Source organism: Pseudomonas sp. MDT2-39-1, from assembly GCF_054898085.1.
In genome coordinates, this window is record NZ_CM142716.1 from 5,855,823 (window position 1) to 5,877,507 (window position 21,685).

General features: G+C 57.1%; 19 protein-coding genes. 14 read left to right on the forward strand and 5 right to left on the reverse strand.

What is annotated here, in order from left to right:
• Positions 1-228 precede the first annotated feature (228 nt).
• Positions 229-669, reverse strand: coding sequence for a hotdog fold domain-containing protein (locus ACYZTM_RS27260; protein ID WP_131062682.1), 441 nt, complete (start codon positions 667-669; stop codon positions 229-231).
• A gap of 163 nt (positions 670-832) precedes the next feature.
• Here ACYZTM_RS27260 and ACYZTM_RS27265 point away from each other — a divergent pair, with 163 nt between their 5' ends.
• From ACYZTM_RS27265 to mqo, 4 genes are all read left to right on the forward strand, one after another.
• Positions 833-1,465 (forward strand): TetR/AcrR family transcriptional regulator, encoded by a 633-nt coding sequence (locus ACYZTM_RS27265; RefSeq protein ID WP_131062683.1) that lies wholly within the window; start codon positions 833-835, stop codon positions 1,463-1,465.
• A gap of 121 nt (positions 1,466-1,586) precedes the next feature.
• Complete coding sequence (locus ACYZTM_RS27270) at positions 1,587-2,102, forward strand: DUF1214 domain-containing protein (RefSeq protein WP_461985660.1); 516 nt, start codon at positions 1,587-1,589, stop codon at positions 2,100-2,102.
• A gap of 100 nt (positions 2,103-2,202) precedes the next feature.
• On the forward strand, positions 2,203-2,913 hold the full coding sequence (locus ACYZTM_RS27275; protein WP_461985662.1) for a GNAT family N-acetyltransferase: 711 nt from the start codon (positions 2,203-2,205) through the stop codon (positions 2,911-2,913).
• 318 nt (positions 2,914-3,231) lie between these two features.
• A complete protein-coding gene (gene mqo, locus ACYZTM_RS27280) occupies positions 3,232-4,884 on the forward strand; it encodes a malate dehydrogenase (quinone) (RefSeq protein ID WP_461985664.1) in 1,653 nt (550 codons plus the stop codon).
• A gap of 151 nt (positions 4,885-5,035) precedes the next feature.
• Here mqo and ACYZTM_RS27285 read toward each other — a convergent pair whose 3' ends face one another.
• Positions 5,036-6,946: a patatin-like phospholipase family protein gene (locus ACYZTM_RS27285; RefSeq protein ID WP_461985666.1), complete on the reverse strand. Its 1,911-nt coding sequence runs from the start codon at positions 6,944-6,946 to the stop codon at positions 5,036-5,038.
• Positions 6,947-7,600: 654 nt separating this feature from the next.
• On the opposite strand from ACYZTM_RS27285, the gene dapF reads away from it, so the two are divergent.
• Both dapF and ACYZTM_RS27295 read left to right on the forward strand, forming a co-directional pair.
• Complete coding sequence (gene dapF, locus ACYZTM_RS27290) at positions 7,601-8,416, forward strand: diaminopimelate epimerase (RefSeq protein ID WP_461985668.1); 816 nt, start codon at positions 7,601-7,603, stop codon at positions 8,414-8,416.
• A 56-nt stretch (positions 8,417-8,472) separates the two neighbouring features.
• On the forward strand, positions 8,473-8,838 hold the full coding sequence (locus ACYZTM_RS27295; RefSeq protein ID WP_461985670.1) for a hypothetical protein: 366 nt from the start codon (positions 8,473-8,475) through the stop codon (positions 8,836-8,838).
• Positions 8,839-8,997: 159 nt separating this feature from the next.
• On the opposite strand, the gene ACYZTM_RS27300 is transcribed toward ACYZTM_RS27295, so the two are convergent.
• Entirely contained in the window at positions 8,998-9,933 is a 936-nt protein-coding gene (locus ACYZTM_RS27300; protein ID WP_461985672.1) for a LysR substrate-binding domain-containing protein, read from the reverse strand.
• Positions 9,934-10,084: 151 nt separating this feature from the next.
• Between ACYZTM_RS27300 and ACYZTM_RS27305 the strand changes: the two genes are divergently transcribed.
• The 8 genes from ACYZTM_RS27305 to ACYZTM_RS27340 all read left to right on the forward strand — a co-directional run bounded on the left by ACYZTM_RS27305 (position 10,085) and on the right by ACYZTM_RS27340 (position 19,188).
• Positions 10,085-10,831 (forward strand): alpha/beta fold hydrolase, encoded by a 747-nt coding sequence (locus tag ACYZTM_RS27305; protein WP_461985674.1) that lies wholly within the window; start codon positions 10,085-10,087, stop codon positions 10,829-10,831.
• Positions 10,832-10,881: 50 nt separating this feature from the next.
• Positions 10,882-12,420, forward strand: a complete 1,539-nt coding sequence (locus ACYZTM_RS27310; RefSeq protein ID WP_461985676.1) for a GMC family oxidoreductase — start codon at positions 10,882-10,884, stop codon at positions 12,418-12,420.
• Positions 12,421-12,675: 255 nt separating this feature from the next.
• Positions 12,676-13,605 (forward strand): LysR family transcriptional regulator, encoded by a 930-nt coding sequence (locus ACYZTM_RS27315; RefSeq protein ID WP_131062692.1) that lies wholly within the window; start codon positions 12,676-12,678, stop codon positions 13,603-13,605.
• Between the two features lie 117 nt (positions 13,606-13,722).
• Positions 13,723-15,360, forward strand: coding sequence for a GMC family oxidoreductase (locus tag ACYZTM_RS27320; RefSeq protein WP_461985679.1), 1,638 nt, complete (start codon positions 13,723-13,725; stop codon positions 15,358-15,360).
• A gap of 19 nt (positions 15,361-15,379) precedes the next feature.
• Positions 15,380-16,837 carry an aldehyde dehydrogenase family protein gene (locus ACYZTM_RS27325; protein WP_131062694.1) on the forward strand — a complete coding sequence of 486 codons (1,458 nt, stop codon included), beginning with the start codon at positions 15,380-15,382 and terminating at the stop codon, positions 16,835-16,837.
• 104 nt (positions 16,838-16,941) lie between these two features.
• On the forward strand, positions 16,942-17,871 hold the full coding sequence (locus tag ACYZTM_RS27330) for a catalase family peroxidase (RefSeq protein ID WP_131062695.1): 930 nt from the start codon (positions 16,942-16,944) through the stop codon (positions 17,869-17,871).
• Positions 17,868-18,416: a hypothetical protein gene (locus ACYZTM_RS27335; protein WP_461985682.1), complete on the forward strand. Its 549-nt coding sequence runs from the start codon at positions 17,868-17,870 to the stop codon at positions 18,414-18,416. Before ACYZTM_RS27330 ends, ACYZTM_RS27335 begins: the two co-directional genes overlap by 4 nt.
• A gap of 391 nt (positions 18,417-18,807) precedes the next feature.
• Positions 18,808-19,188, forward strand: coding sequence for a DUF6124 family protein (locus ACYZTM_RS27340; RefSeq protein WP_461985683.1), 381 nt, complete (start codon positions 18,808-18,810; stop codon positions 19,186-19,188).
• A gap of 467 nt (positions 19,189-19,655) precedes the next feature.
• On the opposite strand, the gene ACYZTM_RS27345 is transcribed toward ACYZTM_RS27340, so the two are convergent.
• Both ACYZTM_RS27345 and ACYZTM_RS27350 read right to left on the reverse strand, forming a co-directional pair.
• A complete protein-coding gene (locus ACYZTM_RS27345) occupies positions 19,656-20,672 on the reverse strand; it encodes an AbrB family transcriptional regulator (protein ID WP_461985685.1) in 1,017 nt (338 codons plus the stop codon).
• Positions 20,673-20,911: 239 nt separating this feature from the next.
• Positions 20,912-21,637 (reverse strand): Crp/Fnr family transcriptional regulator, encoded by a 726-nt coding sequence (locus tag ACYZTM_RS27350; protein ID WP_461985687.1) that lies wholly within the window; start codon positions 21,635-21,637, stop codon positions 20,912-20,914.
• Positions 21,638-21,685 lie beyond the last annotated feature (48 nt).

Below are 21,685 nucleotides of genomic sequence, written 5' to 3' on the forward strand. Positions count from 1 at the left end.
GCCTTTGCTAACACATAGAGCTCGAGCCTGGTGAAACCTTGTGGCGAGGGGACTTGTCCCCGTTGGGTCGCGAAGCGGCCCCCTGCATTCTTCAGCCTAACCGTGTCGCCAGGTTTTACGACTGCTTCGCAGCCGAACGGGGTGATGCGGCATTCCGACAAGTCCCCTCGCCACAGGATTTGTGTTCACAGTACCTTTTTTAACAGGCTGGCTTTTTGTTAAGGGGAGTTAAGCGAGCTTCACGTTCATGGTGATCCGCGCCGTGAACACCTTCTTGCCTTCGGCGTCATGAATATCCACCGGCACGATCTTGTCGCCTTCCGTTAGCCAATCCACTGCCTCACCATCGGCCACCGCCGTCACGTCTGTTTTGGCCTTGGCCAGATACTCAACCGTCATCCCTTTTGGAATCCAGCGCGCACCCGCGGGAATGGACACGTCGGTCATCGTCCCGGCGGCCAGTTCGGCGGCATTGCACATCGCAATCGCGTGGACCGAGCCCAAGTGGTTGGTGATCTCCCGGCTGAAGGGCACCTGCACCGTGGCATGGCCCGGACGCAACGCCGAGATCAGCGGGTTGATGGTGCTGAAGTAGGGCGCCACCTGGCAGGCCATTTTGCTGAACGCTTCCGGGCCGGCGCTGTTAAACATGCTGAGAAACTGACTCATTTTGAAGCCTCGCTGAGGAATTGTTTTGCAGAATGATGTTCCGTAACAGAATAATGTTCTGTAACGGAGCAGTATTCTGTCGCGGTGAAATCTGTCAACCTAGCGCAGCTTTCTCATTGGCAGCCGCTTGCCTTGTCATGGATTTTTTTGGCCTGTGTCCAGCATGGAAACGTCAGATTTACTCGAGCGCAGTTACCCCGGCAGAAGAGCCGAGCTCAAGCGCGACATCTTCAGAAAGGCCCTGGCCCTGTTCAACGAACAAGGGCTCGAAGCCACGACCATCGAAATGATCCGCGCCGAATGCGATACCAGCGTGGGCGCGATCTACCATCATTTCGGCAACAAGGAAGGCTTGGTGGCCGCGCTGTTTTTCACCGCACTGGACGATCAGGCACTGCTTCGCGACAACTATCTCGCCGAAGCACAGACAACTGAAGAGGGCGTGCACGCGCTGGTCCACAGCTACGTCGATTGGGTGGACAACCAACCCGAGTGGGCACGTTTCCAGTACCACGCGCGGTTCGCCGTCACCAAAGGCCCATTCAAGGACGAACTTGCCGCCCGTAACAAAACCCGTAATCAAAAGCTCGGACAATGGCTGGCAGAACCCGGCCGGCGCGACGAGCTGCGAGCATTTCCTGCCGAACTGCTGCCGTCGCTGATCATTGGTCAGGCCGACAGTTACTGCCGGGCATGGTTGTCGGGGAGGGTGGCTGGCAGCCCGAAGGACTACAGGGAATTGCTGGCGCAAGCGGCATGGCGATCAATCTGTGGCGATGAAGCCGTTCCTGGCTGATAAACATCGGTTCAACAAGGCCGCTCTTCGCTGAACGGCCATTATTCCGGTGATGTATAGCTGTTCTGCCTGGTCCAACTTCCTGTTCATCAGTGGCAGTGAATTTGAAACTCCCATTCCGATGATTACCTCCGAAGGTGCCAAGCCGTTCCCGGCGACGGGCTACCGCACCCTGGATGCGCGCTCGGCGTTTTTCTACGGCGTCACCGGCATCACGCCGGCAATGGCGATGCGTTTGCCAGGCATCGGTTCGCAATATTTGTTCGCCATGCTGGACTCGAAGAAGGAGTATTTCGACGGGGTCAAGACCTACAAGGTGACGCTGCCAAAAGGTATTCCTGAAGCCAACTTCTGGTCGTTCACCGTGTACGACAACCAGACCCGATCGATGCTGGATACCCCGCAACGTTACCCGCGCGCCGGCAGTCAGAGCTACCCGTCACCAGCCGCCGAGGCCGATACGGATGGCTCGACCACCGTCTACTTCGGCCCTCAACAGCCGGAAGGCGTGAAGCGTGGCAACTGGATTCAGACGCTGCCGGGCAAAGGCTGGTTCATGCTTTTGCGGTTATACGGGCCGCTTGAACCTTTCTTCACCAAGGCCTGGCGTCCGGGTGAAGTGGAAGAGGTTCGGTAAGTCAGTCGAGGGAAAGGCTGCCACAGCAGTTATCATAGGCGCGCCCGATGCCAACATTTCACGTCACGGGTGCGCCTTGATCCTTGGAGTCCGTCACGCAATGCCCCAGCTCAGCCACTTTCAAACCCCGTGCCCGGAGCACATCAACAGCCAGATCCTGCAGATGGTCGTCGACAACCTGACCGACATCAGCATGGTCGGCATCGCGCCGAGCAACCCGCTGTACAACGTGTATCAGTACGCGGTCGGCTACGAAGTGCATCTGTACCTGGAGGCCCTCGGCGGGACCAAGGGCATTGCGGTCGAGTTGATCGTCGCCACCGACGATGAAGACCCTGAAAAGGTCATCGGCTTTCTGCTGTACCTGCCGGTCAAGGATGATCCCGAAGCGTGTGGCGTGGCCTACATGGCCGTCGACGCGGGTCATCGTCGTCGAGGTGTCGCACGGGCCATGTTACAAGACATGATCAGCCGCTACCCGCACGCCGAACTGACCTGCACCGTTGCCAAGGTGCAGTGGTTCGAGTCGATGGATTTTCAGGTGCTGGGCGTGCGCGGCACGCAGGTGCTGATGAACACCCGCGACCACAGCAGTGAAGGCCTGATGGGACTGTTGGATGTCACATTTATCTACAGTTCTTTAGAGGTCCGGCAGATACATACCTACTTGCTGCAAAAACACGGAAAGCGCGCAATGGTCGATGCTGAAAAGCAGCGCGACCGGCATCTGGACCAAATGACCCACAACGCCAAGGTGTTTGTGCTGAATCGTTTGGGCCAGAACGCGGCGAACGAGCCTCGTCTGGACTAGACTCATAAGTCCTTTCGGAAGCGCGCGGTCATCGAGCCGTGATATTCTGCGCGCCAACTTGGTTTGACCTATTCAGTTTGCCCGTCCTTGAGACGTGCCGACAGGATCAATGTCGCTCAAGTAGCTGAAGCCAATAATGATAAAAAGTCAGTTCAGTAGGGACATATAAACTGAGGTCGATGCAGACAGTCGGCCTTGTGTGCCCACCCTCCAATCCTTATGTACGAGCACCCATGACGTCCTGCCTGAATGTCGTGAACCCGGGGCTCCGTGAATGAGGATGGAAGGGCGGATGGCGTTTTATCATAGGTGCTACAGATGTTTAAGAAAATGAACACGGCCCTGCTGGGGCTGGCTTTGTCGATGGGGATCACGTCCGTTCACGCGGAAGAGGCAAAGAAAGTTGATGTACTGCTGATCGGCGGCGGCATCATGAGCGCGACTCTGGGTGTCTGGCTCAACGAGCTGGAACCTGGCACTTCGATGGAAATGATCGAGCGCCTCGACGGCGTCGCCCTGGAAAGCTCCAACGGCTGGAACAACGCCGGTACCGGTCACTCCGCCCTGGCCGAGTTGAACTACACCCCGGAAGACGACAAGGGCAACGTACAGATCCCGAAAGCCGTTGAAATCAACGAAGCCTTTCAGATCTCCCGTCAGTTCTGGGCCTGGCAGGTTCAGCAAGGCGTGCTGAAAAACCCGCGGTCGTTCATCAACTCCACACCGCACATGAGCTTTGTGTGGGGCGATGACAACATCAAGTTCCTGAAGAAGCGCTACGAAGCCCTGCAAGCGAGCCCGTTGTTCGCCGGCATGCAGTACTCCGAAGACCCGGCTGTGATCAAGAAGTGGGTTCCGCTGATGATGGAAGGGCGCGACCCGAACCAGAAAATCGCGGCCACCTGGAGCCCGATCGGCACCGACGTCAACTTCGGCGAGATCACCCGCCAGTTCGTTGCGCACCTGCAAACCACGCCGAAGTTCGACTTGAAACTGTCTAGCGAAGTGCAAGACATCATCAAGAACGAAGACGGCACCTGGCGCGTCAGCTACAAAAACCTGAAAGACGGCAGCAAATCCGAAACCGACGCCAAGTTCGTGTTCATCGGCGCGGGCGGCGGTGCACTGCACCTGCTGCAGAAGTCCGGCATTCCTGAAGCCCAGGAATACGCAGGCTTCCCGGTGGGCGGCTCGTTCCTCGTAACCGAGAACCCGACCATCGCCGAGCAACACCTGGCCAAGGCCTACGGCAAAGCCTCCGTTGGCGCACCGCCAATGTCGGTTCCGCACCTGGACACCCGTGTCCTGGACGGCAAGCGCGTCATCCTGTTTGGCCCATTCGCGACCTTCAGTACCAAGTTCCTCAAAGAAGGCTCGTACCTGGACCTGCTGACCACCACCACCACGCACAACGTGTGGCCAATGACCAAAGTCGGCATCAAGGAATACCCGCTGGTCGAGTACCTTGCCGGCCAACTGATGCTGTCTGACGAAGACCGCCTCAACGCCCTGAAAGAATACTTCCCGAACGCCAAAGCCGAAGACTGGCGCCTGTGGCAAGCCGGCCAACGCGTGCAAATCATCAAGCGTGATGAAGCGGCTGGCGGTGTGCTGAAGTTGGGTACCGAGATCGTGGCTTCCGCTGACGGCACGATTGCCGGTCTGTTGGGCGCTTCGCCGGGCGCATCGACTGCTGCACCGATCATGCTGACCGTGCTGCAGAAAGTGTTCAAGGACAAGGTTGCGAGTCCTGCCTGGCAGGAGAAGCTGCATCAGATCGTGCCGAGCTATGGCACTCAGCTGAATGGCAGTCCTGAGAAGGTTGCGCAGGAGTGGGCTTACACCGCGAAGGTATTGCAGCTGACTCCGCCGCCGGCGATTGGTCAGGTGGTGGCTCCGGCTGCTGCTCCGGCTGCTGCTGATAAGGCGAAGGCGCTGAAGGCTAATGCTGCTAGTGATATGGCTTTGTGATTTGGATGTCCCGCTGTTTCGGTGGGTCGTTTGCCTGAGCTGATCCGCAGTAGAAAAAGCCCGCTGAACCGGTAACGGTCAGCGGGCTTTTCGTTGTGGGAGGGCTGTACTCATCGCGGGTTGCAGGTTTACTGGCGTCTGCAGATGGAATTTAATTAGTTTCGACAGGAGACGAGCTGGAATTCTGGATTTTTGTTATAGCCTCCCTGCCAAGGTCAAATCCTAATGCTGTATATCCTGCATATTGCTCTAGGCTATAAAACACATCCGTGGTCGGTGCATGTGGGAATTTATCATTTTGATTGTTTATCGCAAACCACAATGTGTCGCATGAATAACGTGCATTGGGGATGGCGCAATCCGATGGCGTCAGATAGTTTTTTGGATCTAGGCAGTTACTGGTACCTTTAAGGCATTTTTGATTTTTTGAGTAGTCATAGGATAACTTTACATAAATTAGCTGGATGCTTTTGGCCGGGTCGCATTTTGCATTAAAGTCAATTTTGTTCATCTGGCAGATATTTCCACGATATACAGAGTTTTTAGCTGCTTTGTAATCTATGTCGCTAGGTCCGGCTTCTCCGCTGCATGGGGTTTTGCTTTTATCTGTAGAGTTCGTAAGCTCTGGAATGTCTATCAAAATATTTCGCTCAGTTCCCAGTTTGCAACGGTCTGACTTCAATGCTTCAAATACTGATTTGTTTCCCTTTTTACCGTTCTCGCTTTCTGCGTCCAGTACTATTATTTTTTTTGTTCCGCGTCTGACTAATGAGTACAAGCCAAGGTTGTCCGAGTGGCCTCCGTCGCTTAGATAAATAAATGGAGCGGTTTCGTCATGACGATTTTCGTGAAACCATACAAATGGTGCAGGGATAACTCTATGAATGGTTCTATCTCCGTCCGAGACTTTAGGGTTCGATATATACTGGCCAAGTGCGAGGTTGAAAATATCAATTGCCGAATTTGCGCCAGCAGGAAGCGAGTCAAATGCTGCTCCGGATAGAGCAACCTGCCTTGATAATTCAATGTTGTTTTCAACGCAATTACTATTACCAGGGAAGCAATAGCCAAATCGAGGTGAGCCTTGAACGGTAGGTGAAAATTCGTAGACACTATCGTAAAGAGATTTGCTATAACCGAACGCTGGAATGAAGCGAAACATTTTGGGGGCTGAGCGTGTGTTATAGGCGGCTGTAGTGTTTATAACCCAATAGGGTTCATGTTTTTCTTTCATGCTGGTTAGTAATAAGTTTGGCGCTGGATTGATAGCTCTTAGTCCCGCCAGTCGAGAGTTTGTGTAATCTTTTAATTTACAATTCGTTTCATCGTATTTACAGCCCGGATAGAGGCCGTACTCTCTTTCTAACCCGTTTTGGTAGTAGTTTTGAAAAAGGTTGGCATTTAACTTCATGTCGAATAGTCCATTGGCAACCCAGTGTACGGGTGTGGTTATTATCCATGATAGTGTTTTGCCAAATAATTCTGGTGCTTGTGTGTATTCCTGAGAGTAAGTGAGAAGATGTCCGCTGTTTAGGTTGTGGCGATGGAATTTATATTTCCATGCTCTTTGGTTTTTGCAGCGGTCTAGTTGTGGTGTTTCGGTGTAATTTTTCTTAAAGTACGCACATAGGCCTGGTGGATAATATCGGTTGTAGAGAGGTGCGCTATCTGCATGTTCGGACGTTTTGATTGCTGTTGATTCACGCTCAAGATTTGCCGAGTACCGTTTTGTGTACCACCAGTAGGCGGCGTAACTTCCACCGGAAACTGAAGAAATTATATCTACATCCTGAAGAATACCTTGTTCGTCAAGGGCGCTTAAAAAACCAATGCTGACGGAGGCCGCTCGTTGACCTCCTCCGGAAAGGGCGATGCCAACGTCTGGTGTTCCGGAAGGAATGCTTCGGCTCGTTCTGTAAAAATTTTGTTCTATTTCAGTTGTTGTTCGCCAATCCTCTTTACCGTCCGGATAGCGTTTATAGTCGGTCAAGTCATGATTGGTAGTACAGGACGCGAGAAAAATAGTGAAAATGATTAAGAGTTGAGCGGCGCAAGCTTGCATTAACTGTGCTCCCTTTGTTTTTCGTAAAAGGATAGCTGGCTATGTATGAGTGTGTTTTTCTACTGGGTTTATAGGGTAAATGGTTGTATTTTTGTCACATGAATCCCTCCTTGGAAGCGCGCTATCACCGCTTAAAAATCTATAGTTTCCAGGTGGTTTTTCGATATCGGGTTGCTATTTGTTGACGCTAGACAATGAACAGTATTCTGTCCAGTTGGTGAAGCCGCGCTCGTGAACTAATCGAAACGGTTACGTGGAAATATTCTCAGAATAAACAGTGACGTTGTTTCGGTACCCCCTGGCCACGCCTACATTAGTGAATCGCCAATGTAGGTTCCGTACTTGGCCTGCCATGTTCTGTACAGCAAGCGCGTCATCCTGATTGGTACAACTGACTCCGCTGCCCGCGATGGTCATGTGGTGGGTCTGGCTGCTGGAAGGCTAAGGCTCCCAAGGCCGTAATCGCAAGGCCCACAGGTCTGGTGAAGTCAGTGGGCTTTTTGTGTCTGGTCTTGCAGGTTTCGAAATGCTCAAAGGAGACGAGTGTTTTGTGGTAGAGGGGCCTGCCTCACGCATCTTGCAAAAGTCATATTGTTGGGGGCTAGATCGCCTTCAACCATCAAATCACCAATGTCTCCTCGCCAGGATCTATTTATGCCACTGAGTTTTCATAAGATGCACGCAAGTGGCGATGACTTCGTTGTTGTGGACTCGCGAAATTCGGCCAATCCAGTGACAGGCTCCATGGCCCGGCGAATGGGTGATCGCAACCGCGGCGTCGGATTCAATCAACTCGCAGTGGTGCTCGATTGCGATGATGCAGGTGCGCGCTTGATGTTTTGGAATGCAGATGGCTCCACGCTGGATGTTTGCGGCAGCGCAACGCGGGGAGTCGCGGATATGCTGATGCGCGAAGCAAATTCCAATTCGATAGCGCTACGAACTAACCGTGGTCTGCTCACCTGTCAACGAACCTCAACCGGCGCCATTTCAGTCAACATGGGGGACCCGCTTTTCGGCTGGTCGGACGTTCCCCTGGCTCAGGAACTGGATACTGTAGTGTTGCCACTTTCGGGTGATCCAGCTGCATGCAGCATGGGAAATCCGCACTGCACCTATTTTGTGGATGATCTAAGGGCGATTGATTTAGCGACTATCGGGCCGGCAATTGAAACCAACCCTCTGTTTCCTCTCAGGACGAACGTACATTTCGTCCAGATCATTGACCGAAAACACATCCGGTTGCGCATTTGGGAGCGCTGGGGCGGTATTCCGCTCGGTTCAGGTTCCTGCTCTTGTGGCGCCGTTGTTAATGGAATTCGTCGTGGCTTGTTAGACAACTCCGTTGAGGTTGAATGTGATGGCGGAACAGTCACCGTTCAATGGGATGGCGTGGGACCGGTTTTTCTCGTTGGGCCGGTAGAGAGAACCTTTTCGGGAACACTCACGGGCAGCTGGTCAAACGGGTAAGGGTTAGGACCATCGAAAGATGAAATGGAACATATCGACTAAAGGACGCGACATTTATGGAAACTCCTTTTTCTCAAATCAGCGAGCGTTTGAACAATCGCAGATTTACGGTAGCGGGCAACGCCCATGGGCTATCCGGAGCAGGCACGGTATTTCATTACTATGTTGAGGAAGATGCCATTTCGGGCACTTACCAAGGTGGTCGGATCCGCACGGGTAATCAAGTCGGACGCGTGACCGGTCTCGATACCATTGAGCTTCTTTATCATTGCTTGACTACGGAGGGTGAGATTCTTGCCGGCTGGTCTCGTGGCACGGTCGGCGTTGATCAGGCAGGGCGTACAACTCTGTCATTCGTATGGGGTTGGTTGTCGGGCGCGACTGGAGGAGGGGAGTCGAGTTACGTTGAGCTTGTCGCGTAGTGGTCACGGATTTTTTGATCATTGCGCGTCCATCTGCGCGGCTCGGGAGGGCGTTGTTTCAACGCGTCACGCAGTAAAAAGCCCACTGAACCGGTAACGGTCAGTGGGCTTTTTTGTGTCTGGCATTCGGTTACTTTGAGTTCGCGGGCAAACAAACCATCAAACCAGCGGACTCCCCCGCATCCCCCGCATCGGATCATCCAGCAACCTGAACTGCTCCACCATAAAATCAATCAACACCCGCATCGACGGCAGCATCCCGTGCCTGCTCGCAAACACCGCATAAATCATCTCAGTCCGCGGCGCCCAATCAGGCAAAACCACAACGAGCTGCCCACGCTCAATAAAGTCATGCACCAACGACATCGGCATCTGCGCAATACCCACACTGTCTATCGCCGCGCATCGCAGCATGGGCAGTCCCTTGGTAATCAGTTGCGGACGATGCTGAATCGTAAATTCCCCGCCATGTTGATGGAACAACGTCCAGCTGTAATCACGTTGCGGACTGCCGTGATGGACGCTGGGGAAGCGTGACAAATCTTCCGGCTCTCGGGGTTCACCCAGGCGGTTCAATAGCGCAGGACTGGCCACCAGGCATTGTGGTCGCTGGGACATGACCCGGTTCACAAGGTCCGAATCCTGAAGGGGAGGCGGGCGTACTCTGAGTGCAAGGTCAACACCCTCGGCCACCACATCGACCTGCCGATCGCTGGCCTCCAGATGCACCTCGACACGCGGGTGCATGGCCATGAATCGCGTGATGATGCCGCCGACGCATTCTTCCAGTAAGACGGTTGGGCAAGTGACGCGCAGCAACCCGCCAGGCTCCGAGCGGGTCATGGCCACAGCCGCTTCAGCGGCTTCTGCCCCTTTGAGCATCGCACGGCAATGGGCGTAATACGTCTGCCCTAATTCCGTCACTTTGAAGCTGCGGGTGTTACGGATGATCAGACGCACGCCCAAGCGTTCTTCGAGCAACGCAATCCGTCGGCTGAGATTGGATTTTGGAATGCCTAGCGCCCGTGCAGTCGGCGCGAAGCCACCGTGGTCCACCACCATCACAAAGTATTGAAGGTCATTGAGGTCGAGCACCGGACGGCATCCATTCGGCCAAAAGAGGCCAACTATACAAGAACGATCGTCCAATGGATGGGAAAGACAAACCCGTTTTTCGGGACTGGTTCACACGACAGCAAAGCGCCTAGATTGCCGCCGTTCGGTTGGTTCACTAAAGGAGCTTCAGATGTTTCGCAGGACGATTCTCGCCATGTCTATGGGTTTGGCCGCACTGGGCGCCAACGCTGCAAGCGATCCTTCCGTGGTGCTGGTGCACGGTGCGTTTGCCGATGGTTCTGACTGGGCGAAGGTGATCACTTTGCTACAGGCCAACGGTGTGAAGGTACGGGCCGTGCAGAACGGTTTGAATTCGCTGACCGATGATGTGGCCACAACCCGCCGCGCTATTGAAGCGGCGCCGGGCAACGTCGTGTTGGTCGGGCATTCATGGGGCGGCAGTGTAATCACCGAGGCCGGTGCAAACGATAAGGTAGCCGCGCTGGTGTATGTGGCCGCGTTCGCCCCTGACGTCGGGCAGACCACGGCCGAGGTCGGCAAAGATTATCCGCCGTCGCCGGGCATGCGTGAGTTCGTGGTCGACAAGGCTGGGTATCTGTCGCTCTCGCAGCAAGGGATGGAGCAGGATTTTGCCCCGGACGTGCCCGCTGCGCAGGGCCGGGTGATGGCTGCCACGCAAGGCGCGATCAACTCCAAAGCGTTCGACGAGCGCATTAGCGTGGCCGCTTGGAAGCAAAAGCCCTCGTGGTACATCGTCAGTGAGCGCGATCGCATGATTGCACCTGATCTGCAGCGCGCACTCGCCCGGAAAATCAACGCAACAACGACGACGCTGCCGACCAGTCATGTGCCGCATCAGTCTCGACCTGCAGACGTGGCCAGGGTCATTACCGAAGCGCTCAACACCACGCGCTGAACTTGACCCGCAATGTAAATGAAAGTCGCCAGATAAATAGGGAAATGAACATGACTGTGCACAGCAAGGTATTCGACTTTGTCATTCTGGGTGGCGGTTCTGCCGGTGCCGTATTGGCGGCGCGATTGTCGGAAGACCCCAAACTGAGAGTTCTGCTGGTTGAGGCGGGTCGAGCCTTCGACCCTGATGAATACCCGGTAGAGATCTACAACAGCAACATCATCGCCGCCAACACGGATCAGCGTTACGAGTGGGGCTATTTCGCGACGCCGGTCGAGCAACCGCAATCTGTCTACACCCCGCGTGGAAAAGTACTGGGCGGAAGCTCTGCCATCAATGGCGCCGTCGCCTGCCGTGCGTTGCCTTTTGACTTTGCGCGCTTCACTGCCAAAGGCCTGAAAGGCTGGAGCTTTGACGAGGTGCTGCCGTATTACAAAAAAATGGAGCGCACGGCCCACGGTGAAGACAAATGGCACGGCCGCAGCGGTCCGCTGCCTATTCACCAGATGTCACTGGATTACATCACCCCGGTCCAGCGCGCAATGGTCGAGGCGGCATGGGCGTGCGGCGCAAACAGAGTCGACGACTTCAATGACCCCGAGGCCAACAACGGCGCCGGCCCTAATCCAATGAACGTGATCAACGGCGTACGCGTTAACACCGGGATGGCCTACCTCACGCGTGAAGTGCGCGATCGCCAGAACCTGTCGATCCTCGATCAAAGCCTCGTAGACAAGGTGATGTTTGAAGGTGGCAAGGTTCAGTCGGTGTTGTTGGCAGGAGGTGAAAAAGTCCACGGCAAAGAAGTCATTCTGAGCGCTGGCGCCTATGGGTCTGCTGCCATTCTATTACGCTCAGGCATCGGTCCAAGGGCAGACCTTGAAGCGTTGGATATCCCCTTGGTAAAAGACGCGCCGGTCGGTGTTCGACTGCTCGATCATGCGTTCTTCTGGATGAACTTCAGTGGAGTAGAAGCGTTGAAGGGGCAAGATCATCCGGTGGTGGGGGCGCAGTTGTGGACTCATTCCTCCTACGCCAGTTCGGACAAAGAACTGGACATCGGCATTTCTCCCTCACACCTGCTCGATCCCGCCACCAGTCCAACCGGTGTCGCTTTTTCCCTGGGCCTGGAACTGATGCATTGCACATCTCACGGTCGCCTGCGTTTGAGCAGTCGCGATCCCCAAGAAGCACCTGTCATCGAACTCAATCACCTGACCAGTGACGATGACATGAACAGGATGATCGAGTGCTTCCGTCTGGCCAGGAAACTGGCCAACACCGAACCGCTCAAGAGCCTGATCGTGGAAGAGCTCTATCCGGGTTCATCGACTGACGACAGCGATGAGCAAATCCGTGCGACGCTGGCAAAAGGCGTGGGCACCTTGCAGCATCCTTGTTCGACGGCTCCGATGGGATTGCCGGACGACCCGTGCGCTGTGGTGGATGAGGAAGGGCGCGTTTACGGCATCGAAGGACTGCGCGTAATTGATGCCTCTATTTTCCCCTCGATCCCGCTGATCAACTTGAACCCGACCGTCATCATGACGGCGGAAAAGTTGGCCGACGCCATAAAAAAATCCCGCTGATTCGCATAACAAAAACTTTGCGGGGGCATGCACTGGTGCCCGCCGTTACGCGACCTGTAGCAGCTGGCGAAGCCTGCGTTCGGCTGCGCAGCAATCGTGAAACCTGAGTTCGCGGTCTTCCTGAAACACCGCATCGTCTGATTTCACGACTGCTGCGCAGCCGAACGCAGGCTTTGCCAGCTGCTACAGATCGCGTTACGGCTTAGCGGACTGGCATCAGGGCACGCCCCCGATTTTTCTCTGGATTACCAAAACTTGAACAAGCTGTCCGAGATGCATTCTTTCGTCATGGTGGTGGACACCGGCAGTATTTCCGAAGCCGCTCGGCGTTTGGGTATCGCAAAATCAATGGTCAGCCTGCGGATCCAGCAACTGGAAAAACGCCTGGGCAGCATCTTGCTGGAGCGCGGTCGTCAGGCCCGGCTGACGGAGTCGGGCGATGTGTTTTACCGCTACTGCGTGCGAATTCTGGCCGACGTCGAAGATGCAGAAGACGCGGTGCTGGCGTTTCAATCGAGCTTGCGCGGCGTCTTGCGGCTGGCAGCGCCGATGGCTTTCAGCATTCGCTACTTGACGCCGATTCTGTCGTCCTTCGCGGTGCGTTACCCGGAGTTGCGGCTGGACATCGAGTTCGATGACCGCCACGTCAACCTGCACGAAGAGCGCTATGACGCGGCCATCCGCATCGGGGAGTTGCCTGACTCCTCGTTGGTCGCCAAGACCATTACGCCCAACCGTCACATCATCTGCGCGAGTCCAGATTACTTGGCCGCTCACGGCACACCGCAAACCCCACAAGAGTTGTCCCAGCATTTCGCCATGCTTTATGTGAATCGCGAGCCCCACGGCATGTGGACGCTGCCAGTGAACAACACCCTGGAATCGTTCCGTGTGCGCTGCCGGATGCGCACCAACAATGGCCATCAACTCATGGAAGCCGCCAAGGCTGGCATGGGCCTGGCGATACTGCCGACCTTCCTCGCGGCGCAGGCGATTGTGGCCGGTGAACTCAAAGAAGTGCTGGCACCTTATGCCCCTCGCGGCGGCAATATCTCGGCGGTCTACCGGCGATCCCAGCGCGCGTCGCCCAAGCTGCATGCGCTGACCAGCTTCCTGATCGAGCAGATCGGCAGCCCGCCAGTGTGGGAGCAAATGCTTTCGGCTCACACGCCGGCACCAAGTTGATTTCGTTCGAGAAAAACGAAACGTGGAATCGTTTTTCAGCGGCTTATGAGCCGGCGCTTCCTTCCATATGCTTTTCCCCAACAGACGCATCCTGGCGTCTGACAGGGAAGAAGACGGATGAAGAGTACCCTTAACAATCCTGCTCGCCGTGCGGTTCTGGCCGGCGGAGTTGTGGCCGCTGCGACGTTGGCGGCGGGCAGTGGTTTGGCGCAGGCGTTGGAATCAAGCGGTATGGCCGGCAAGCGCGCCGCTGACAGCGCACCGGCTGATGTGATCATTGTCGGTGGTGGTTCGGCCGGCGCAGTGCTGGCCCGTCGATTGAGCGAGAACACCACGCGTCAGGTGTTATTGCTTGAGGCCGGCCATAGCTACGGCCCGAAAAATTACCCCGAGATCGTTGCCAGCAGCGACATTGTCGGTGCCAATGCCAATCCTGAGTTCGAATGGGGTTACAAAACCCGACCGGGCTACATCGACCACCCCATCGGTGCCTTGCGCGGCAAGGTGCTGGGAGGCAGTTCGGCGATCAACGGAGCGGTGGCCATCCGCGCCCGTGCCACCGATTTCAAGCGGTGGGATCTGCCGGGCTGGAGCTATGAAGAGCTGCTGCCGTCGTTCAAAAAACTGGAAACCCACAGCGGCGGTGCGAGCCCGCTGCACGGCCACGAAGGGCCGCTGCCGGTGCATCAACTCGGCAAGGCCGATGTCACCCCGATGCAGCGCGCGTTCATCTACGCGACCTTCGCCAATGGCTACCGCGTAATCGAGGACTTCGACGGCGCTGACGCCCACGGCGTGGGCCCGTACCCGATGAACATCGTCAACGGCGTGCGGGTCAACACCGGCATGGCGTATCTCACCGAAGAGGTGCGTGCCCGCGACAATCTGCATATCCAAACCGACAGCCTGGTGGACAAAGTGCTGTTCGACGGGACGCGTGCGATCGGCGTGCAGTTGGCCAACGGTGAGAAGTTGTTGGCTGGCGAAGTGATCCTTTCGGCTGGCAGCTATGGCAGTGCCGCGATCCTGCTGCGCTCCGGCGTTGGGCCTGGCGAGGACCTGCATGCCTTGCAGATTCCACAAGTCGCCGAACTGGCGGTCGGGCAGCACCTGGTGGATCACCCGTTCTACTACAACGCCTATGCCGCCAGGCCTGACGCGATCGGCAGCCAGTCGCCCGCCATCGGCGCCAAACTCTGGACGCACAGCCGTTCTGCCGAGAATGGCGAGCTGGATCTGCACATCACCGCCACGCACTTGTTTCCTCATGATCAGAGCCCGACCGGCGTCGGCTTCGTGCTCGCGGTCGCCCTGACCCGACCACTGTCCCGGGGCAAGGTGACCCTGGCCAGTCGTGATCCTTTCGTGGCACCAAACATCGACCTGAATTTTCTTGCCGAGCCCAAGGACCGCCAGCGTCTGCTGGATGGCATCCGCCTGGCCCGCAAGATCGGCACCACGGGGCCGTTGAACACGTTGATCCATTCCGAGCTCAACCCCGGTCAAGGCAACGACTCGGACGAGGCTTTGCTGGCCAGCGTCAAAGCCAGTCTCGATACCTATCACCACCCGACCTCGACGGCGCCGATGGGCAAACCGGGGGATGCGCGGGCGGTGGTCGACCTGCAAGCGCGGGTCATCGGTGTGCAGGGGCTGCGCGTCGTGGACGCGTCGATCTTCCCCGACGTGCCCTCGGTCGCCACCAACATCACCGTGATTGCCACAGCCGAGCACATTGCCCGTCTCTATGCTTGACCCTCAGGAATCTGACGCTATGAACAGCACCCCGGTATTGAACTGGATCGACGGCCAATGGCTGGACTCCGGTGTTTACAAAGACTCCATCGACCCAGCGACCTACGAGCTGATTGGTCGATACGCCGAAGGCGGCTTGAACGAAGCGCAAGAAGGCATTGAGGCCGCGCAACGGGCGTTTGCCGAAACACCCTGGAAAGATGACCGCCACTTGCGCGCACAGGTATTGCTGGAACTGGCGGATGCCTTCGAACGCAACGCCGAAGAGCTGATCGATACCCTGGCGCTGGAGAACGGCAAGATCAGGCCCGAAGCCGCGTTCGAGGTCGGCATGGTGCCCTCCAAGTTGCGCTATTACGCAGCCCTCGCGCGTGCGGAATATGGGCGTGCGGCCGAGCCCAAACCCGGCAAGATTTCCCTGGTGATTCGTCAGGCGGTAGGCGTGGCGGGCATCATCGTGCCGTGGAACTCGCCAGTGGTGCTGATGATTCGTTCGCTGGCACCGGCGCTGGCGGCGGGTTGCACCACGGTTATCAAAATGCCCGGGCAGACAGCCCAGACCAACTGCCTGGTGGCGCGGATCATGAGCGAGGCGCTGTCGTTGCCGCGCGGCGTGATCAATCTGTTCAGCGAGCAGGGCGCGGCGGGCTCCATCCATCTGGTGGAATCGCCCCGGGTTCCAGTGATCAGTTTTACCGGCAGCACCAGCACCGGTCGGGCGATTTCAGCGGCGGGTGCCCAGCACCTCAAGCGTTTTGGCCTGGAGCTCGGTGGGAAAACGCCGATGCTGGTCTTTAACGACGCCGATCTGGAGGCCGCTGTGCCCACCCTGGTGAAAGCCCTGACGGTATTCGCCGGCCAGTTCTGCATGACCGGTTCGCGGCTGCTGGTGCAACGGGATATCGCCACTGCGTTGACCGAGCGCCTGGCCGCACGGCTGGAAGCGGTGCGCGTCGGACCCGCTGCGGACCCGGTCAGCGAGATGGGGCCGTTGATCGATAAGCCTAACGTGCAACGGGTCAATCAAATCGTGAAGGAGGCGATTACCGCCGGAGCCCAAGTCATCGTTCGCGGTGGTCCGGTGACCGAGGGGCCTTTGGCCAAGGGCGCGTTCTATCGCCCGACACTGCTGCGGGTCAGCGACCCCGAGATGGCCATCGTCCAGCGCGAGACCTTCGGCCCGGTGCTGACGCTGCAAGTCTTCGACAGCGAAGCCGAGGGCATCGAACTGGCCAACAACAGCGAGTTCGGTCTGGCGGCCAGTGTCTGGACCCGCGATGTCGACCGCGCGTTGCGGGTGGCTCGCGAACTGGAGGCGGGCACGGTGTGGGTCAATGACTGGGCCGTGGTGTATGACGAGTTTGAGGAGGGTGGTTTCAAACAGTCGGGGCAGGGGCGCCTCAACGGCGTGGCGGCCATGGATGACTTTGTCGAGTACAAACACATCGCCCTCAATCCCGGCCTGCGCCAAGGCTGAATCCGATGCGGCCAACCCGATTAGTGATCGGCGCGCTGTTGGCAGGGACGCTCACCGCGTCCTCTGCCTTTGCCGCCCACGAGAATAATGTGAGAAGTATCTCCATGTCCCAGGACAGACTTTACGACGCGTTACTTGACGCGCTTTCCGCGACGTTCGGCCATCACCCGGGCTTTCGCGCGACCCATGCCAAGGGTGTGTTGCTGAGCGGAACCTTTATGGCTTCGCCATCAGCCCCGGTATTAAGTCGGGCGGCCCATTTGCAGGGTCAGCCGGTGCCGGTGTTGCTGAGGTTCTCCAACTTCAGCGGCGTGCCTGCCACCGAGGACGGCGACCCGATGGCCAGTCCTCGTGGAATGGCCGTTCGTTTCACCCTGCCGGACGGCGTCTCCACGGATATTGTGACCCACTCGTTCGACGGCTTTCCGGTGGCCACGCCCGAAGACTTCCTGAGTTTTCTGCAAGGCATCGCAGCCAATGTCGCCACGCCGCCGGATCCACTGCCGCTGCAAACCTTTCTGGCCAGCCATCCCAGAGCCGAGCATTTCCTCCAGACACCCAAACCCGCGCCGAGCAGTTACGCCAGTAGCGAGTACTTTGGCATCAATGCCCTGGTGTTCACCAACCGTCAGGGAGAAGAGCACATCGGTCGCTATCGGATTGAACCGTTGCGGGCAGAGCCTGCATTGAGCGAGCAGCAAGCCGCCGCGATGCCTACCGATTATTTGCAGGATGAAATCGGTGAACGATTGGGCAGGGGATCTGTGAAGTTGCGTCTGGTGGTGCAACTGGCGGCGCAAGAGGATGCCATCGAAGACGGTTCGATCCCTTGGTCGCGCAGCCACGATGAAGTCGAGCTGGGGATACTGACCCTCGATGCGCTTGTCCCGGTCGAGGAACAACAACTCGCCCAGCAACGCCTGGATTTCAATCCTGGGCGCTTGCCCGACGGCATTGCACCCAGTATCGACCCGATGATTCTGGCGCGCGAACGTATCTACCAGCGGGCGATGCTCAGGCGGCAGCAACCATGAGCGCTGACGCCGAGATTGGCGTCAGCGTGATTGTGCATGAGGTCAATCCACAGCATCAGGCGTCGTATGAGCAATGGATGAACAAGGCCATCGACGCTCACCGGCAGTTTCCGGGTTACCTGGCGACGGATGTGGTCAAGCCTGTTGGCTCGCACCTGCGTTACGCGATCATCTTGCGGTTTGTCAGCAAGGGGCATGTTGTGGCCTGGCTGGAATCCCATGTACGTCATGCGTTGTTGCGGGAGTCTTTGCCTTGGCTGCGACAGGATTACCACCGAACTGAAGATGATTCGAAATTCTGGTTTGAGCCGGTGCAGGGGCGGGTAGCTGTTGCGCGATGGAAGCAATGGGTACTGTCGTGGATGATCGTTTTGCCGTTGACGGTGTTTTTGCCTTGGGGGTTGGCGGTGGTGCTTGAACTGGCTGATCTGCGATTGTCGACCTGGTTGTTCAAGGTTACGGTCGCGGGGTTGGTGTCGTTCAATATGGTGTATTGGTTGATGCCGTTGACGACCCGCTTGATGTCGCGGTGGTTGTTGAAATGACACTCTCAATTGGTATCGCCCACAGCCTGTTTAAACAGAAAACTCAGACACGTTTAAATGAAGCTTGCTGTTACCGCATCAAGGCTACAACGCCTTGCGCCACCCCCTACACGTAAGACAGAATCCGCCGGCTTGTGCGTCTGGGGCACGGGTTTTATCGTTGCCGGGTCACTGAAAAACAGTGATCGGGTTTGGTAGCCCGGTATTCCAGGCGCATAGCGCCACCTTTTGCAGAGGTTGTTTTAATCTCTGTTTTTATGGTGGCCATGCGCAGGGCTCCCTCGGGGGCGCCGGGTTCCTGGACCGGTCTACCAACCCGCGTATGGCCGCCACCCCTCGTTTGGTAGCGAAGGGTGATGGCTCCTCATTAGTTCTTCCAGGAGTTTCATCTATGTTCAAGCCAACGCCGAATCCACCGGATACCGATCCGGCATCCCCCTACGAATCCCTCGATTCCAAAAAACTCCACGACGCCGCCGAACGCGCCCTCGACCACTACCTCAACCCGGGCGCTCACATCATGGCCAGCACCCACGAACCCGAACCCGAACCCGAACCCGAACCCATGTTCCTCGCCAACCCCAAGTACGACACCGAATCCCTGCTGACCAACGCCAGCGAATCACTGGGCTCGGCCACCACCATGCTCAACAATTTTGCGGCATTGCTGGACAACTCACACCGCAAGACCCTGCTGGGGATTACCCAAGTGGTGATGCTGGGAGAACTGGCGGTGAATCAGGCGTTGGATAACGTCGAGCCGAAAGCGTAAATCACCAACCCTGTGGCGAGGGGGCTTGCCCCCGTTGGAGTGCGGAGCACTCCCAAAAATCTTCATTAGGTGCCGAGATTTTGGGGCTGCTACGCAACCCAACGGGGGCAAGCCCCCTCGCCACATAGCGCTGCTCGACAGCTGCTACACGATCAACGTTCTGATCCGTATTTTCCTTCGCCATCTGCATCTGTAATGCACCCAGTCAGCGGCTCACAATGACAGCACGGTCCGCAATCGCACAGTCACTGCACCGTAAACTCATTATGTAGGAGGCCCTATGGGCAAGATGGCAATTTTCCTGGGTGGATTTCTGGTGTTAACCATTTTGATTGGTGCCCTGGCCACGATCTCTCCCGTTTAGTCCCTTCCTCCCGTCAGCAAAAAGCACAACGCCTCCATACCGGGAGGCGTTGCGAGTTTGCGCGCAAGAAACTCGTTCCGTGCCGATCTACCGTTCTAAGCAATCACTCTGCCCGCCAGCGCCGCGCCTGGACGATCAGCGCCGGTGCAAAGTGCAGCACGACCATCCGCACCAGGTGATGCGTCAGGATGAACACCACGTTCAGCCCGCCACTGAACGCGACGATGGCGATGGTTTCGATAGCGCCCGGCATGTACGCCAGCCACAACGACAAGGGATCGCTGCCCAGCGCCCGCCCGGCCACGCCGGCAAACGCCGCTGCGATCACCAGCATCAGGCCGACGGCGATCAGCCCGGCGCGGCCATGGCGGGCAAGTTCGGCAAAGGTGATGTCCTTGAATTTCGAGCCAATCAGCACGCCGATGACAACGGAGGCGGAATCGACACTCCACTGCGGCAGGTGGAACGCCTGGAGGTAGCCCAGCTTTATATAGGCGCCGGTGAGGACGATCGCGGTGAGCATGAACGGTGCCGGCACGCCGACGCTCAACAGCAAGCGGCCGAGCAACAGGCACAAGGCGATCAGCGACAGCAAGGTCAGCGCCGTGCTCAAGTCCAGCGGGCTGCTCTGCACAAGCGCTACGTCGACATGCCCGGGAATGCAAAAACTGACCAGCAAGGTGATCGACAACAGTCGGACCAGATGCACGACGATCACCTTGCCGGACGCGCGTTCGGACTCGATCAAGTCGAAGACGGCGGCGAGTGCGCCGGGATACACGGATAACAGGGAATCTTTGAGGTTCCATCCCGAGACTCTGAACAACCAGAAACCGGCCACGCTGCTCTGGACCGTCAGGCACAGCAGCATGAAACCGAGGCTGGGCAACATGGCCGCCACTGTGTGGTTGTTCCAGGAGGTGAACATCAGACCGGTCGCAATCCCCAACACGATTTGCACGTAGCCAAGACCGAAGGGCAGAGTGGGGGAAAATCGCAGGTTGCTGGCGATCAACGCGCTCGCGAGTATCGAGCCCAGCAACAGACCGTGGGGGATTCCGGCGTACTGCAGCGCGGCGCCAACGCCGGTGGCGATCAGCAAACACAATAGGGTTTTCATGAGTCTTCCTTGATGCGTGAAGTAAGCCAGCGCTTCCATTTGGGCCACGCACGTTTTCCCACTTAACGGCGTGAGGCGTCAAGTACGCGCGTCTCAGCGCTTTAAAACGCGATCTCTATCGTGTTGGGTCGAGACTCAAATGAATCGGGGCAGGAGAACCAATGTAGCGGGACCAATATCCGCTCGCTGACAGGTTTAAGGGACAGCCGGTATTGCCGCCGGCAATCAATTCGAACGCATCACTCCTCCTTACGACGGGTGTAACGCAACAGCCGATCGGTTTCGGTCTTGACCACCAGGTAGCATTCGCAGCTGAGCTGTTCAAGGCGCGTTCTGTCCAGGACCGTGATCTGGCCCCGGCTGTACTCGATGACGCCTTGACGTTGCAGTTTGCCGGCCGCTTCAGTGACGCCTTCGCGGCGCACGCCCAGCATGTTGGCGATCAACTCCTGGGTCATGTTCAGGCGATTGCCATGCAGGCGATCCAGCGACAACAACAGCCATCGACACAATTGCTGATCGATTGAGTGGTGGCGATTACAAAGGGCGGTCTGTGACATCTGGGTGATCAGCGCCTGGGTGTAACGCAGCATCAGCATGAGCAGATCACCATGACGGTTGAACTCTTTCTTGAGCTTTTGCCCAGGCAGGCAAAATGCAGTACCTGCACTCTGCACCACCGCCCGACTGGAGGTGCTTTCCCCGCCCATGAACAGCGCAATGCCGATCAAACCCTCGTTTCCGACCACGGCGATTTCGGCTGACGAGCCGTTTTCCGTGACATGAAGCAGGGACACGATGGCGTCGGTCGGAAAGTAGACGTGCCGCAAGGTGTCGCCCGGTTCATACAGCACATCGCCCAGCGTCAGGCTGACTTGCTCCAGATGCGGAACAAGGCGCTGGAGGTCTACGGCCGGTAGCGCAGCAAGCAGATGATTGTCGCTTGGTTCGTGGGAGGCATGCATGGCAGAGCATCCGTGTCGGAGCAGGGGTGTGCCGGCTCAGGTTACTCC